Origin of the sequence: Kibdelosporangium philippinense (assembly GCF_021390435.2) — a bacterium.
Taxonomy (GTDB): Bacteria; Actinomycetota; Actinomycetes; order Mycobacteriales; family Pseudonocardiaceae; genus Kibdelosporangium; species Kibdelosporangium philippinense.
The window spans coordinates 542,593-557,279 of sequence record NZ_JAJVCN010000003.1 but is presented as its reverse complement, the minus strand read 5'-3'; the positions used below and the strand labels follow the sequence as shown (position 1 = coordinate 557,279).

Here is a 14,687-nt window from a genome sequence, read left to right as displayed (position 1 = left end):
TTTAGTGCTTCGCCGGTGACCTCGTGGCTGCTTTCAACGCGTCCCGGTTCAACCTGCCGATCGCCTCCAGTGGAATCCCTTTTGGACAGACGACCGTGCACTCGCCGGAGTTCGTGCATCCGCCGAAGCCCAGGTCATCGTGGGTCTCGACCATGTCGAGCGCGCGGCTGTACCGCTCGGGCTGACCTTGCGGCAACAGTCCGAGGTGCGTGGTCTTGGCTGCCGTGAACAGCATCGCGGAACCGTTGGGGCACGCGGCAACGCAAGCGCCGCAACCGATGCACGCGGCCGCCTCGAACGCGTTGTCCGCGTCCGCCTTCGGCACTGGGACTGCGTGAGCGTCCGGCGCGCTGCCGGTTGGCGCGCTGATGTATCCGCCGGACTCGATGATCCGGTCGAACGCCGAACGGTCGACGACCAGATCCTTGATCACCGGGAACGGCCTTGCGCGCCACGGTTCGATGGTGATCGGCACGTTCGGGTCGAAGCTGCGCATGTGCAACTGGCATGTCGTGGTCAGCTTGTTCGGGCCGTGCGCGTTGCCGTTGATCATCAGGCCGCACATGCCGCAGATGCCCTCGCGGCAGTCGTGGTCGAACGCGATCGGCTCCTCGCCCTCGCTGATCAGGCGTTCGTTCAGCACGTCAAGCATTTCGAGGAAGGACATGTCCGGTGTGATGTCGTCGACGACGTACATCACCAGCGTGCCCTTGTCGAACTGGTTGTCCTGGCGCCAGACGCGCAGGGTGAACCTCACTTGTAACTCCGTTGACTCGGTTTGACGTTGTCGAACCGCAGTTCCTCGCGGTGCAGGACGGGCTGCGGCCCGTACTCCCACGCGGCGACGTAGCTGAAGTTCTCGTCGTCGCGACGGGCTTCGCCGTCTTCGGTCTGGCTCTCGGCCCGGAAATGCCCGCCGCAGGATTCCGTGCGGTGCAAGGCATCGACACACATCAGCTCGGCCAGTTCGAGGAAATCCGCGAGCCTGCCAGCCTTCTCGAGCGACTGGTTCAGCCCGTCGCCGGTGCCGAGCACGCGGATTCGTTGCCAGAACTCCCTGCGCAGCTGTGGAATCGCTTCGAGAGCTTTACGCAGGCCTTCTTCGGAGCGTTCCATCCCGCAGTGGTCCCACATCAGCTGGCCGAGTTCGCGGTGGATGTCGTCAGGCGACCGGTCGCCGTCCACCGACAGGATCCGCACGACCTGATCGACCACGTCCTGCTCAACCTGGGTGATCGCCTCCTGGGAGACCGGCGGGAACGGGCCGTCGGCGAGGTAGTCGCCGATCGTGTTCGGCAGGATGAAGTAGCCGTCTGCCAGGCCTTGCATCAACGCGGACGCGCCAAGCCGGTTGGCGCCATGATCGGAGAAGTTGGCTTCACCGATCACGAAGAGACCGGGGATGGTGCTCTGCAGGTCATAATCCACCCAGAGGCCGCCCATGGTGTAGTGCACGGCCGGGTAGATCCGCATCGGCACCCGGTAGGGGTCCTCGCCGGTGATCTGCCCGTACATCTCGAACAAGTTGCCGTACTTGGCCGAGACCGCGTCCTTGCCGAGACGCTCGATGGCATCGGCGAAATCCAGGTACACACCAAGCCCGCCAGGGCCGACGCCGTGTCCGGTGTCGCAGATGTTCTTTGCCGCACGGGAAGCGATGTCGCGGGGGACCAGATTGCCGAAGCTCGGGTACATACGTTCCAGGTAGTAGTCCCGCTCGTTCTCTGCAATCATGTGTGGCGGCCGGGAATCCCGTGGTGCCTTGGGAACCCAGACGCGGCCGTCATTGCGCAACGACTCGCTCATCAAGGTCAGCTTGGACTGGTGCGAGCCGCTGACCGGGATGCACGTCGGGTGGATCTGGGTGTAGCACGGGTTCGCGAACAACGCGCCTCGCTTGTGCGCACGCCAGATCGCGGTCGCGTTGCTGCCTTTCGCGTTGGTGGACAGGTAGAACGTGTTGCCGTAGCCGCCGGTTGCCAGGACGACCGCGTCCGCGAGGTGCGTCTCGGTCTGGCCAGTGACCAGGTCGCGGGCCACGATCCCGCGCGCCCGGCCGTCGTCGACGATCAGATCCAGCATCTCGGTGCGCGGGTGCATTTTCACCCGCCCGGCGTTGATTTGCCTTGACAGCGCTTGATAAGCGCCAAGTAGGAGTTGCTGTCCCGTTTGCCCTCTCGCGTAAAACGTTCGGGCTACCTGTGCTCCACCAAAAGAACGTGTGTCGAGCAAACCGCCGTATTCACGGGCGAATGGGACGCCCTGTGCGACGCATTGGTCGATGATCTCGACACTGACCTCGGCCAGCCGGTGCACGTTGGCCTCACGGGCGCGGAAATCGCCGCCTTTGATCGTGTCGTAGAACAGCCGGAAGACGCTGTCGCCGTCGTTGCGGTAATTCTTGGCTGCGTTGATCCCGCCCTGTGCCGCGATGCTGTGCGCCCGGCGTGGACTGTCCTGGTAACAGAAGGACACCACGTTGTAGCCAAGCTCAGCCAGGGTCGCGGCCGCCGATCCGCCCGCGAGCCCAGTCCCGACCACGATCACGGTGAGCTTGCGCTTGTTTGCCGGGTTGACCAGTCGCGCGGAGAATCGCCTTTGCTCCCAACGCTTGTCCAGCGGGCCAGTCGGAGCCTTGTGGTCGGCGATCGGTGCCCCTTCGGTGTACATCGGCTACCCCACCAATCCGGTGATAACGGCGAACGGCACGGACAGGAATCCCGCGGTGATCACGAAAGCGAACCCCAAGGAGAAGGTCTGAATGGCTTTCTGACGTGCGGCACTGGAAGCCCCCAGGCTCTGCAGCGCGCTCCACAACCCGTGCCGGAGATGGAAACCAAGCGCGATCACCGCGGCCGCGTAGAACAGAACCACGTACCAGCGCTGGAAAGAAGCGACGACGTTGTCGTACACCGCCAGATGAACCCCGTTCGGATTCGCCACACCCACAGTCAGATCAAGAATGTGGTAGACGATGAACAGAGCCAGAATCACGCCGCCCCAACGCATTGTCCGTGCCGCGTAGCTGGCCTGGATCTTCGCGCGGTGTTTGTAGCCGGCCGGGCGAGCCTTCTTGGCCCGCCGAGCCAGCTGGATGGCGGCCGTCATGTGCAATACGACCGCGACGACAAGCCCGACCCTGGCGATCCAGACGAAACCCTCGTAGCCGAGCAGGCCGTCGAGCAGTTCCCGCAGCCAGACCGCGTATCCGTCGATGTTGTCCCGGCCAAGGAAGATCTTGAGGTTGGAGGCCATGTGGATGGTGACGTACAGCAGCATGAACAGGCCCGTCACGCCCATGACGGCCTTCTTGCCGATGGTCGACGACCAGATCCGGCCAGGTGTACTGCGTTCGAGCACTGTCACAGGGTCAAGTAGGCGCTTTTCTTGACGAGTCGTCCAATATATCGAACCACTCGATTTGATAGCCTAGGACTATGGAAAGGGTTGACCGACTCACCTTGCAGCAGCTCAGGTACTTCCTGGCGGTCGCGGACGCCAAGCACTTCACCAGGGCGGCGGAGCAGGTAGGTGTGGCGCAACCCTCACTGTCCAAGCAGGTGCAAAGCCTGGAGTCGGAACTCGGAACGCCCTTGTTCAGCCGGGTCCGCGGCAACGTCACGCTGACCCCAGCAGGGGAGTCCCTGTTGCCCATCGCCCGTCGAATCCTGGCGGATGTGGACACGGCTCGACATGAGGTCGCTGAGCTCGTCGGCCTTCGTCGCGGCCGCTTGCGCGTTGGTGCCACTCCTAGCTTGTGCGCAAGCGTTTTCGCGGATGTGCTTGCCCGGTTTCACTCGGCGTATCCCGGCATCCGGCTGCTTGTGGAGGAGGGTGGTTCGCGGGACCTGTCCCGGTCTTTGCTGCGCGGTGACCTCGATCTCGCGTTGATCATCGTCCCGCCGGAGGGTCCGGATCCCGCGTTGACGACCCGGGAAGTATTGCGGGAGGACCTGATGGTGGCATCGGCGGCGAGTCTGCCGCCATTGGTGAATCGGCCGACCATCCGGCTGATAGATCTGCGCGACCGTGCGATGGTTATGTTTCGCCAGGGATATGACTTGCGTGAGACGACGCTGCAGGCTTGCCGCGGCGTTGGATATGAGCCGCGTTTGGCTGTTGAAGGCGGAGAGATGGACGCGGTGTTGCGTTTTGTGGAGGCGGAGTTGGGGGTTGCGATTGTGCCTTCCATGGTGCTTGCCAATCGCCCGGGATTGCGCGGGATTCCCATTGCTCCGCCTGGGTTGAGTCGCACTGTTGCTTTGGCTCACCGTACGGACGTGCCGCCGACGAACGCGGCCCGTGCTTTCAGTGATGTGCTCGTGGAGCACGTCGCGACTCTGTGATTTCAGATTCGTCGCGGAGTGAGATCGTCGAGACGGATCGTGATTGGAGCGGGGAAATCTATGCTGAACGTGTCGGTGACCTCGTCGGCGGCATGATAGCAACTGTCGCTGAGCGAATGCGGCAGCAGCGATACCGGAGCGTCGAGGTCGACCAGCCAATAAGCGGGAATCCCGGCTTCAGCGTATTCAACGGGCTTGACCAGTCGATCGGTTCGCTTCGATCCAGGAGAAACGATCTCGATCGCACACAACACGTCAGCTGCGGAGATTCGCGCTGTGCCCTGATCGACTGCGGTCGAATAGGCGATGGTCACGTCCGGAGCCCGCACAATCGGAGGAAAATCTGCGGCGACCGTTACTTCAATGTCGATTACGGCGGTCATGCCGTCTGGGAGTTGCTCATCGAGCCAATAAGCCAGCCGCTGCGCCGCCCTCTGGTGCGTCGGCAGCGGTTTGGGCGTCACAATCAGGACCCCTTCGACGAGCTCGTAATGCCGGGAATTGTCTTCCGGCAGGGCATCCCATTCGTCGAGGGGCAGCAGGTGGTCCGGCCATAGTTCGACCATTCGCAGCCTCCTCGTGTCTCGTGCCTAGGTGGAAGTGTCGCACGACGAGAGCGGTTCTGGTCGGTCGGTGTACACCGTGGTGTGGGTGGAGACGGACTGTGCCGTTGCTGGACCTTAAAGATCTTTCGGTATTTGAGTGAATTGTGTCATAGGGAAAGGCCGGTATGGTCGAGGAAGTTGAAGCACAGTTGGTAGCTGCTGCCGACACGTTCCAGGCCGGCCTGGGTGGCGGTGTGGGCCTCGTCGATGGTGTCCGGGCACAAGTTGGCCAGCTCGGTGGCTTTGACGTTGCCCCACACCATTTCCATCGGGTTGAGGTCGGGGGCGTAGCCGGGCAACGGTTCCACGCGCAGCCAGTGTCGTTGGGTGGCCAGCCATTCCTTCATGGCCGCGGAACGGTGGGCGGGCAGGCCGTCCCAGATCAGGGTGACTTTCTGGCGGTCAAGGTGATCGAGCAGAGCGGTGAGGAACTCGATCAGCGAGGCGGTGTTGTAGGCGCCTTCTTTGATGCCGAACACGAACACGGCCTCGCTGCGGTCGGGCCGGTAGGCCAGCGCGCCGGACATCGACAGGCGTTTCCAGGAGAACCGGTGGGTCAGCACCGGGGTCTGGCCGCGTGGCGCCCAGGTGGCCCGGACTACGGGCAGCAGGGAGAATCCGGACTCGTCCTGGAAGCAGATCCAGGCCCTTCGGCGCCGGGCGCTTTTTTTATGCGTGGCCACTCCTTTTTCACCCACCTGTCGATGGCCTCCTGGTCGCGTTCGGTGGCGCGGCGGGCGGGACGCTGCCTGCTCCAGCCCAGCCGCTCGCGCAGGATCGTCCAGGTCTGGGTTTGCGAGTACCGCACCCCGGTGACCTTCTCGATGACCTTGGCCACCCGTGCCAGTGTCCACATGTCGGTCGGGAATCCGTTCGCCTTCGGCCCCTGCGCCAGCGCGCCGGCCACCTCGGCCACCTGCTCGTCGGTCAGCTTGGGCAGCCGCCCGGCACGACCAGCCCCGGCCAATGCCTGCCGTCCGCCGGCCGACCACGCCCGGTGCCACCGTGAGGCGGTCTGCGCCGAGACTCCCAACTCCACCACCACATCGACCTGCCGCTTGCCGCGGTCGAACATCTCCGCTGCCCGCATCCGACGTTCTCGCAACGCCTCAAAATCACGGCGGGCAGCTACTTTCTTGCTGCTACGGCCTTTCCGACGCTGGCCGGCCGATCGTGACGGTTCTGGCACACCACGATTGTCCTACCAGGCAAGGCGTATCACCCGCAACGACTCACCCTATTACCGAAAGATCTTTAAGCGCGTCCTGCACGGTCTGTCCCGGCATCCAGTTGCTTGTGGAGAAGAGTGGTCGTGGCGGGCTAGCAGGCTCGACAACCTGCGACCGGTCATCGTCGCGGTGCTGCTGGAGTTGTCCGAACCCACAGTTCGAGCCTGGCTGAAAGACGGTGTCTTCCTTGAAGCCTCGCTGGAAGGCGATGAGACGTCGGCGACCATAAGGCTTGATCCGATTCGTGTTCATCAAGTACTGCACCTGGTGAAGGATCTTCGCGCGCAAGGCAAGAAACGTCACCTGGTCGAGCTGATATGGGCGAAGCTCCAAGACGAAGCTCTACTTGAACGCGAGGATCTGCGGCAAAGTTTGGAACAATTCCGTAGCGGCGACACGGTTGTTCTGCGACCGCGAAAATGACCGACGTGTGGTGGTCGTTCTGGCAGTATTTGCCGAATGGCCGTTCAGGTTGAAATTACGAGGCTTGCGGCCCAGCAGATCGCCTTTCTCAGAGGCAGGGTGAAGTGCAAGTTCGACGAGTTTCTCAACCAGCTTGCCCACGACGGATGCGCGGCGATGGGCTACCGGCTGACAGGTGACATCGTCGAACGGCTGTGTGTCAGGCACTTCCATGGTGCTTGGCGTGTTGTGGCAGCGACGATTTGCCGCCGATCTGGGAGGATGACGAGGTCATCGATCTTGTCCAGCGCGCGCGTGAGTTGGCGACGCGGAGGACCTAGCGTTTTGCCCTCTAAGGTTCAGTCATGGCGATCGTTTACGTGCCGTACCACCAGGATGAATCCCTGGCGGACTCATGCATCCCGGTCCGCTGGGACGCCCCGAGCTACCCGGTCATCTCCATGCTCCCCCAAGGAGATCGCCTCGACCGGTTGCGAGCGCTGTACGACGACGTGGCCAACGAGGTTGCGGCAGAAGTAAAACGTGGCACCACCCCGATCGTCCTGTCCGGGGATTGCCTGGCATCCGTAGGAGTCCTCACCGGAATGCAGCGGGCGGGCATCGACCCGGCGATCGTCTGGTTCGACGCGCACGGCGACCTGCACACGATGGAATCCTCAACCTCCGGCTACCTGGGCGGAATGTCCCTGAGGTTCCTCCTAGGCGCCAACTACGAACTGTTCGGCGAGAAACTCAAATTCCGGCCGCTGGCGGAAAACCGGGTCACGTTGGTCGACGCAAGGGACCTCGACCCAGCGGAAGCCAACTACCTGAAAACGTCCCAGATAAAACACTGCACCCTGGACACCATCGAGCTGCCGGACGGCCCACTGATCGTGCACGTCGACGCCGACGTGATCGACCCAACCGAAATCCCGAAGCTCCGCTTCCCAGTCCCCGCAGGCCCAGCCAGGACCGCAGTGCTGGAAGCAATGGGCGAAGTCAGGGTCCGCAGCCGCCACGTGGTCGCCGTGAGCATCGCGTGCACATGGGAACCGGCACCGGAACTGGAAGCTGCAAGGTTCCAGCTGGTCGAAAGCCTGATCGGCGCCTAACCCGCGTACACCGTGGTGTTGGTGGTGATGAACTGCGCGGTCCCGGTCTTGACCATCAAAGCGTCCGGCACGGGACCACCCGGCGAAGGCTGCATAGCGGGAGACTGCACGGTGAAAGTGGCCTGGAAAGTCTGACCCTTGATCAGGACCTTGATCCCGTTCTGCGACTGAACCGTCAGATTCGACGGAGCCAAAGTGAGCGTCAGCGTCCCAGTCCCCGGAGTCACGAAAGGCGGCGCGGTGTAAGGCAAAGGTCCGCGCAACGACTGCGGCAGCTCGTCACCCTGCAAACAGATGAACTGCCCATTCACCTGCACGTCCGTACTCGAACCCTTGAGCGGAACCGGAGCTTGAATCGCCGGCACGATCACCGGGGGCGGGATGGTGATCTGGACCATGTCGCCCGTTTTGATGACGAAGTCGCTCGGCACTCAAACAGGCTCCCACGAGAGTCCACCGAAAGACATGCACCTTCGGGCGGCTCAAGGTGCGCGGAACGCGCTGAGCTCGGGAAACGCTGTCACGTAGCCGTCGAGCGTCGCCGCGGCGGCGGCCACCGAGTCAACCAAAGGATGTGTTGCCATCGCGAACAGAGCATCGGCGCGGTTCTGCGTCCGAGCCGCCCGGATCGCGGCCTGTTCGCAGCCCTTGACCTGCAGCATCAGCCCAAGGCTGTGAGGATCGACCGGGCCGGGAGCGATCGGCCGCGGCCCGTTGCCGTCCACGAAACACGGCACCTCGACCACAGAGTTGTTCAGTCCGGCAACGGCTCCGCGGTTGCGGACGTTGAGGATCAGCTGGTCAGGCCGGTTGCGCGCGATCGAGTTCATCAACCGCAGCGCCACCTGCTCGTACCCGCCGCCGTCCATGTCGCACGCGGCGCGCTCGGTCATCCCGGCGACCGCCCGCCCTTCGGCGAGGTACGTGCTCTCCCGCTCGGACCGCGTTTCCAACCAGGCCTGCAAAGCAGCCTGCGGGTTCTCGCCGATCCGCTCGTAAAACGACCGCTGCTGGTCCTTCAGGAATTCGCCGCGGGTGGTCTCCTGCGCCCGCATCTGCTCAAGCGTCTCGCGCGCGAAGTAGTAGTAGTGCAAGTACTCGTTCGGCACCGAGCGTAACGTCCGCAACCATTGCGCGCCAAAGAGTTTGCCTTCTTCGAACGAAGTCAACGCGGTCTCGTCGTCGAACAGGTGAGGCAGCTTGTCGTGCCCGTTCACCATCACCCTGCGCAGCCAGCCCAAGTGGTTCAGGCCGACGTAGTCGAACGTCGCGTCCGATTCGGACACTCCCAGCGCGCCAGCCACCCTGCGGCACAAGCCAACCGGCGAGTCGCAGATGCCGATCACACGGTCGCCGAGCACGGCCGACATCGCCTCGGTGACGATCCCTGCCGGGTTCGTGAAGTTGATGACCCACGCGTCCGGAGCACGCCGTTCGACCTGCCTGGCGATGTCCATGGCCACCGGTACGGTCCGCAGCGCGTAGCAGATTCCGCCTGGGCCAACGGTTTCCTGGCCCATCAGGCCGTGTTTCAACGGGATCCGCTCGTCCAAGCTGCGGCCACCGAGGCCGCCGACCCGGATCGCCGAGAACACCATGTCCGCGCCGGACAACGCGTCCTCGAGCGAGGTCGCCATCCGGATCTTCGGCCGCCATGCCGCGCCTTGCGCCTGCTGGTCGAGCACGGCGCCGATCGCGGTCAGCCGTGGCACCAGCACGTCCTGCAGGACGATCTCGTCGACCAGCCGGTCCGGATCGGCCAGCAGGCTCTGGTGCACGAGCGGGACACGGAACCCGCCACCGCCGAGGATCACCAGTTTCATGCCTCGAGCACCTCGACCCCCACCTCTCGGATGACGTTCAGACCCGGACCGCTCGTGTCCGCGTTGGTCACCAGTACGTCGATCTCCTCCGGCCCGCAGATCCGCGCGAGCCCGCCACCTGGGAACTTGCCTCGATCCGCGAGCAGGACGACCTGGTCGGCCGCGGTGACCATGGCCCGCTTCAACGGAACCTCCACCACAGTGTCGTCCATGACCGATCCGTCGTCACGAATTCCTGCCGCACCAAGGAAAACCCGGTCCACGCGGACCTGACGTAACGCGTCCTCGGTCAGAAACCCGACCATGGAACGGTAATTGCGCCGCACGACCCCGCCGAGCAGGATCAATTCCACCGAGTTGTCGTCAGCGAGTTCTTCGTACACCGCGAGATTGCTTGTCAGTACGGTGATTTCGCGGCCACGCAGATGCGCCGCCAGCCTGTGCGTGGTCGTCCCGATGTCCAATAGGACCGATTCTCCGTCGTGCACAAGGCTTGCGGCCGCCTTGGCAACAGCATCCTTTGCGCCGCAATCCTCGCTGGCGACGCGCTCGAACGGCCGCTCATGCGATGGTGACAGCACCGCGCCGCCGTGCACTCTGGTCAGCACGCCTTCACGCTCGAGCCAGATCAGATCACGGCGGATTGTCGCCGCGCTGGTTGCCAGTTGCGCGCACAGCGCGGTGACCGACGCTGACCCATCCTGAGTCAGGCAGCGCAGGATTTCGGCGTGGCGCCGCTGAGGGAGCACGAGTTGAACAATATCAGTCAGATTGCGTCAGACAACTTGTCAATTCTTTGCAGATGGGTGCAGACTCGGCGGATCGGGAAGGAGGCACACGGTGACTGCCGATCCAGCGGCTGGGGGCCCTGAGCTGGACATTCTCCTGTCGGGGACGGTCTTCCTCGACATCATCTTCACCGGACTGGACCACCTGCCTGAGCCAGGTACGGAGGTCTGGGCAACCGGATTGGGGTCCAGTCCGGGAGGAATCGCCAACCTGGCCGTCGCGTTGAGCCGGCTGCAGTTGCGGACCGGGCTCGCCGCGGCATTCGGTGAGGACGCGTACGGCGATTTCTGCTGGGATGTGCTCGCGGTCCAGGAAGGTGTGGACCTCAGCCATTCCAGGCGGTTCTACGGCTGGCACTCGCCGTTGACCGTGTCCATGGCGATCGACCGGGACCGCAGCATGATCACGCACGGGCACCCGGCGCCGATCAGCGCCGACGAACTGCTCGACCCGCCGCCCGCGACCAAGGCGTGTTTCGTGCACGTCGACCTGCACTCGGACCGCTGGGTGAGGAAGTCGAAGGAGCAGGGCGCGCTGCTGTTCGCCGACGTGGGCTGGGATCCGACCGAGCGGTGGGAGCCGTCGATGCTGCGGCAACTGCTCGACGGATATGACGTGTTCCTGCCCAACAGCGTCGAGGCGATCAGTTACACGAGGTCAGACGACGTGACCACGGCAGCGAAGGCGCTCGCGGAGATCGTGCCGGTCGTCGTGGTCACAAGAGGTGGCAACGGCGCCTACGCCATCGATTCGAGCACGGGCGAGGAAGCCGAGGTCAAGGGCCTGAACGTGGCCGCGCTCGACCCAACTGGCGCTGGTGATGTGTTCGGTGCCGGGTTCGTGCTCGGCACGCTCGCGGGTTGGTCGTTGGCCGACCGGGTGCATTTCGCAAACCTATGCGCGGCGTTGTCCGTGCAACATTTCGGCGGCTCGCAGTCCGCGCCGGGCTGGGGTGACATCGCGGCGTGGTGGCGGCTGGTTGGCCGCCGGGACGAACGCGAGCTGCGTGGCTACACGTTCCTCAACGACCTGCTGCCCAGCCATGGCGACACCAAGGTCCGTCGAGCGAGCGCGACCATCGGATTGCGAGGAATCTCTTGAGGCTGATGGCTTTCGTGGCCGTCGCGGCGGTTCTTGCCGCGTGTGCGCCAGGATCTGACAACAAGCCAGCACAACCATCTGCTGGGGAAGTACGGACCGACGTCGCCGCGCTCGGCGACGTGACACTGACCATCTGGGACCAGGAAACCCGACCGGCCCAGGAAGCCCAGATCACCGAGCTGAACAAGCAGTTCCAGGCCAAGTACCCGAATATCAAGATCAACCGGGTGGCCCGCTCGTTCGACGACCTGCGCAGCACGATCAAGCTCGGCCTGACCGCGAACGACGCACCGGACATCGCCCAGGTCAACAATGGCAAACAGGACCTCGGCGCGTTCGTCAAAGCCGGTCTGGTGCGGCCGGTGGATGCCTACGCTACTGCTTATAAATGGACAGAACGCTTCCCGGAGTCGGTCCGTAAGCTCGCCAGCTACCCGGACAGCGGCGATGTCTTGGGCGAGGGCAAGCTCTACGGTGTTCCACAGACCGGTGAGCTGGTCGGAATCTGGTACAACCGAGCCAAACTGACCGAGCTCGGCCTGACGCCGCCGAAGACGTGGCAAGAGTTCGACGCGGCACTGGCCAAGGCCAAATCCGCAGGCCAGGTGGCCCTGCAGATCGGAAACCTGGAAAAGAGCTCGGGCCCGTACCTGTTCGCCCTGGCCATGCACAGGTTCAGCACCCCAGCCGCCGAATCCAAACTGGCCACTGGCACGGCGGACGCGAACTGGCTGACCGAGCCGAACCGGCAAGCGGCACGGCAGGTCAGCAGCTGGGTCGATTATCTGACAACAGGTTTCGCCGGATTGAAGGGTGATGACGCGACCGCGAAGTTCGCCTCGGGCGAAGGCGTCTTCCACGTCAACGGCACATGGAGCCTGGCGACGTTGAAGGACGCGATGAAGGACAACGTCGGATTCATGCTCCCGCCCGGCGGGACCGTGACCGGCGGAACCGGCTTGCCATGGGCGATCAGTTCCAAGTCCCGCAATCCCGACGCAGCTGCGGCGTACATCGACTTCATCACCACACAGTCCGCCATGAAAGTCGTTGCCACCAGCGGAAACCTGCCGGTGATCGACGCCGCCCAGCAACCCGGTTCCGGGCCGGAGCGTGAAGTGCTCGACAAGTGGCAGGAGGCATCGACCTCGCAGAAAATGGTGCCGTACTTGGACTACGCGACGCCCAATGCGTATGAGGTGGTCGGTGGCGCGGTCGAACAGCTGATGGCCAAGCAACTGGACGTGGAGGCGTTCCTCGGCAAACTCCAGGCTGACCTGGAGTCGAGCCGTGGCGGTCGGTGAACCGCGGCGGGTGGGGTATCTCTACGCCCTGCCCGCCCTGCTCGTCTACGCGGCTTTTTTGCTCTTCCCATTGCTGCACAGCGGATGGCTGTCCTTGTTCACTTGGGATGGTCTGTCCTTGGGAACCTGGGCCGGGCTGTCGAATTATGCGGCACTATTCGCCGAAGAAGGAGCGCTCGCAGCCTTCGGGCACGTAGCTGTGTTGATCCTGTTCTTCTCGGTGTTGCCTGTCTGCATAGGACTCGTACTCGCTACGGCCCTCCATAGGGTGCGTATACGCGGGTTGCCGTTCTTCCGGACGGTCCTGTTCTTGCCGCAGGTAATAGCTATGGTCGTGGTGGCTGTGGCCTGGCAAAGGATCTTCGCGCCAGACGGAGCATTAAATTTTTTCCTTGGCACACAAGGAAAAGCATGGCTAGGAGACTCCTCGACGGCCCTGCTGGCGGTCGGAATTGTCGGTACCTGGGTGCAGACTGGTCTCGCGATGGTGTTGTTTCTCGGTGGGATCGGAAAAGTCTCCGCCGACCTGTTCGACGCAGCCAGATTGGACGGCGCCGGACCGGCGGGGGAGTTCCGTTCGGTGATCCTGCCGGCGTTGCGAGGGGAGATCGGAGTGGCACTGACGCTGACCGTGATCGCCGCGCTGCGTACGTTCGACCTGGTCTACATGATGACCCCGTTGGGCGGCCCAGGCGGCTCAACAACCGTGCCCGCATACGAGATCTACCAGCGCGCTTTCCACACAGGCCAAGTGGGTTCGGCAGCAGCCATCGGCGTGGTCATCACAGTCCTGGCATTCCTGGTGACGTACGTGATCACCCGGGTGACCGGAAGGGAGCGAGCATGACTGTGTCTGTTTCGGACGCGGAATCGCTCGCGTCCTTTGCCATCGCAGGCGTTGGTGCTGTTCAAGCACGGCTACTCCCGCTTAGCCCCTTGCTGTCAGCCTTTGTGTTGTTGGGGAGGGGTGGCATGGCTGTTGCCGACACCCTGTTGCCTCGCCCCTGGCGGCTCGGCACCCTGCCAACTCGACCAAGCCCGTTCCCGCCAACCCTTGTTTCCCGCGGGAGGGCGTCTGCCATGACCGTCTCAGTCGCGCGCATTCGCTTCACTTCGGCCTGCCCAGGCGCCATCGACCTGAGGAGGCGGTCATGACCGCCTCCCGTTTCGAGCGTGCCGGCACCTACCTTGTCCTCGGTGTTTTCACCATCTTCGCCCTCTATCCCATGCTGTCCATCCTCTTCACCGCGTTGCGGTCCGAAGTGGTCGGACAAGGCGGCATCCATTGGGCGAACTTCGGCAAAGCGTGGGACGAAGCCCGCTTCGGCAGCTACCTCTTCTCCAGCCTGATCGTCAGTGTGAGCGTCGTCGCGATCACTGTCGTCCTGTCGATCCTGGCCGCGTACGCCTTCGGTACCATGCACTTCCGCGGCCGTGATGCCCTGTTCTACCTGCTGCTGTTGGGGTTGACCGTTCCGTCCGAAGCTGTCGTCGTCCCGCTGTACTACGACCTGCGCGACCTCGGCCTGACCGATACCTATGCTTCGCTGATCTTGCCGCAGGCAGCCCAGTCCATCGCGTTCGGCGCGTTCTGGATGCGGACCTACTTCCGGTCGACCTCACGAGGCATAGTCGAGGCGGCGCGGCTCGACGGCGCCGGACACTGGCAGACGCTGTGGCGAGTTCTCGTCCCGATGGGCAGACCTGCGTTGGTTACGTTGGTGGTCTTGGTGTTTATGTGGACGTGGAACGAGTTTCTGTTGGCCCGGGTGATGATTACCAGCGAAGCGTTACGCACGGCCCCGTTGGGCCTGCAGTTCTTCTCGGGCCGGTCCGATACCAGCGTGCCGTTGCTGGCGGCTGCGTCGGTGCTGGTCGCACTGCCGGTGGTGGTGCTTTATCTGTTCCTGCAAAGACATTTCATCCGCGGCATGGTGGATGGCGCGGTCAAAGGCTAAACGCTAGGAGAGAAC

15 protein-coding genes and 1 pseudogene are annotated in these 14,687 nt (G+C 63.5%); 7 read left to right on the top strand and 9 right to left on the bottom strand.

The annotated features are described in order from the left end of the window. Window position 1: 1 nt before the first annotated feature. The 3 genes from LWC34_RS34505 to LWC34_RS34495 are packed head-to-tail and all read right to left on the bottom strand — an operon-like array spanning window position 2 to window position 3,360. The gene (locus LWC34_RS34505) at window positions 2–757 is read right to left on the bottom strand and encodes a succinate dehydrogenase/fumarate reductase iron-sulfur subunit (protein ID WP_233729453.1); all 756 of its coding nucleotides are present in this window, start codon (window positions 755–757) and stop codon (window positions 2–4) included. Next, the gene (locus LWC34_RS34500; RefSeq protein ID WP_233729452.1) at window positions 754–2,670 is read right to left on the bottom strand and encodes a fumarate reductase/succinate dehydrogenase flavoprotein subunit; all 1,917 of its coding nucleotides are present in this window, start codon (window positions 2,668–2,670) and stop codon (window positions 754–756) included. The genes LWC34_RS34505 and LWC34_RS34500 overlap by 4 nt, the downstream gene beginning before the upstream one ends. Before the next feature lie 3 nt (window positions 2,671–2,673). Next, window positions 2,674–3,360 carry a succinate dehydrogenase cytochrome b subunit gene (locus tag LWC34_RS34495; protein WP_308200182.1) on the bottom strand — a complete coding sequence of 229 codons (687 nt, stop codon included), beginning with the start codon at window positions 3,358–3,360 and terminating at the stop codon, window positions 2,674–2,676. A gap of 77 nt (window positions 3,361–3,437) precedes the next feature. Here LWC34_RS34495 and LWC34_RS34490 point away from each other — a divergent pair, with 77 nt between their 5' ends. After that, entirely contained in the window at window positions 3,438–4,346 is a 909-nt protein-coding gene (locus LWC34_RS34490) for a LysR family transcriptional regulator (protein WP_233729450.1), read from the top strand. A gap of 2 nt (window positions 4,347–4,348) precedes the next feature. On the opposite strand, the gene LWC34_RS34485 is transcribed toward LWC34_RS34490, so the two are convergent. The 3 genes and pseudogenes from LWC34_RS34485 to LWC34_RS34475 all read right to left on the bottom strand — a co-directional run. After that, window positions 4,349–4,912 carry a Uma2 family endonuclease gene (locus tag LWC34_RS34485; RefSeq protein ID WP_233729449.1) on the bottom strand — a complete coding sequence of 188 codons (564 nt, stop codon included), beginning with the start codon at window positions 4,910–4,912 and terminating at the stop codon, window positions 4,349–4,351. A 146-nt stretch (window positions 4,913–5,058) separates the two neighbouring features. Continuing rightward, window positions 5,059–5,709, bottom strand: a complete 651-nt coding sequence (locus tag LWC34_RS34480) for an IS630 family transposase (protein WP_235729343.1) — start codon at window positions 5,707–5,709, stop codon at window positions 5,059–5,061. Next, window positions 5,649–6,041: pseudogene (locus LWC34_RS34475) on the bottom strand (winged helix-turn-helix domain-containing protein); the annotation flags it as partial. The gene LWC34_RS34480 and the pseudogene LWC34_RS34475, both read right to left, overlap by 61 nt. 106 nt (window positions 6,042–6,147) lie before the next feature. On the opposite strand from LWC34_RS34475, the gene LWC34_RS34470 reads away from it, so the two are divergent. Next, window positions 6,148–6,603: a hypothetical protein gene (locus LWC34_RS34470; protein ID WP_233729447.1), complete on the top strand. Its 456-nt coding sequence runs from the start codon at window positions 6,148–6,150 to the stop codon at window positions 6,601–6,603. A gap of 344 nt (window positions 6,604–6,947) precedes the next feature. After that, window positions 6,948–7,697, top strand: coding sequence for an arginase family protein (locus LWC34_RS34465; protein WP_233729446.1), 750 nt, complete (start codon window positions 6,948–6,950; stop codon window positions 7,695–7,697). Here LWC34_RS34465 and LWC34_RS34460 read toward each other — a convergent pair. Genes LWC34_RS34460 through LWC34_RS34450 form a run of 3 tightly spaced genes read right to left on the bottom strand, consistent with a single transcriptional unit; the run spans window position 7,694 to window position 10,269 of the window. Next, complete coding sequence (locus tag LWC34_RS34460) at window positions 7,694–8,128, bottom strand: contractile injection system spike tip protein (protein ID WP_233729445.1); 435 nt, start codon at window positions 8,126–8,128, stop codon at window positions 7,694–7,696. The genes LWC34_RS34465 and LWC34_RS34460 overlap by 4 nt on opposite strands. Window positions 8,129–8,179: 51 nt before the next feature. Next, entirely contained in the window at window positions 8,180–9,520 is a 1,341-nt protein-coding gene (locus LWC34_RS34455) for a 6-phospho-beta-glucosidase (protein WP_233729444.1), read from the bottom strand. After that, the gene (locus LWC34_RS34450) at window positions 9,517–10,269 is read right to left on the bottom strand and encodes a DeoR/GlpR family DNA-binding transcription regulator (RefSeq protein ID WP_233729443.1); all 753 of its coding nucleotides are present in this window, start codon (window positions 10,267–10,269) and stop codon (window positions 9,517–9,519) included. Before LWC34_RS34450 ends, LWC34_RS34455 begins: the two co-directional genes overlap by 4 nt. A gap of 91 nt (window positions 10,270–10,360) precedes the next feature. On the opposite strand from LWC34_RS34450, the gene LWC34_RS34445 reads away from it, so the two are divergent. The 4 genes from LWC34_RS34445 to LWC34_RS34430 all read left to right on the top strand — a co-directional run bounded on the left by LWC34_RS34445 (window position 10,361) and on the right by LWC34_RS34430 (window position 14,672). Next, complete coding sequence (locus LWC34_RS34445; RefSeq protein WP_233729442.1) at window positions 10,361–11,410, top strand: carbohydrate kinase family protein; 1,050 nt, start codon at window positions 10,361–10,363, stop codon at window positions 11,408–11,410. A 5-nt stretch (window positions 11,411–11,415) separates the two neighbouring features. Then, a complete protein-coding gene (locus LWC34_RS34440) occupies window positions 11,416–12,714 on the top strand; it encodes an extracellular solute-binding protein (protein ID WP_233729441.1) in 1,299 nt (432 codons plus the stop codon). Further along, entirely contained in the window at window positions 12,701–13,561 is an 861-nt protein-coding gene (locus LWC34_RS34435; protein WP_233729440.1) for a carbohydrate ABC transporter permease, read from the top strand. The genes LWC34_RS34440 and LWC34_RS34435 overlap by 14 nt, the downstream gene beginning before the upstream one ends. Before the next feature lie 304 nt (window positions 13,562–13,865). Further along, window positions 13,866–14,672, top strand: coding sequence for a carbohydrate ABC transporter permease (locus LWC34_RS34430; protein ID WP_233729439.1), 807 nt, complete (start codon window positions 13,866–13,868; stop codon window positions 14,670–14,672). Window positions 14,673–14,687: the final 15 nt, after the last annotated feature.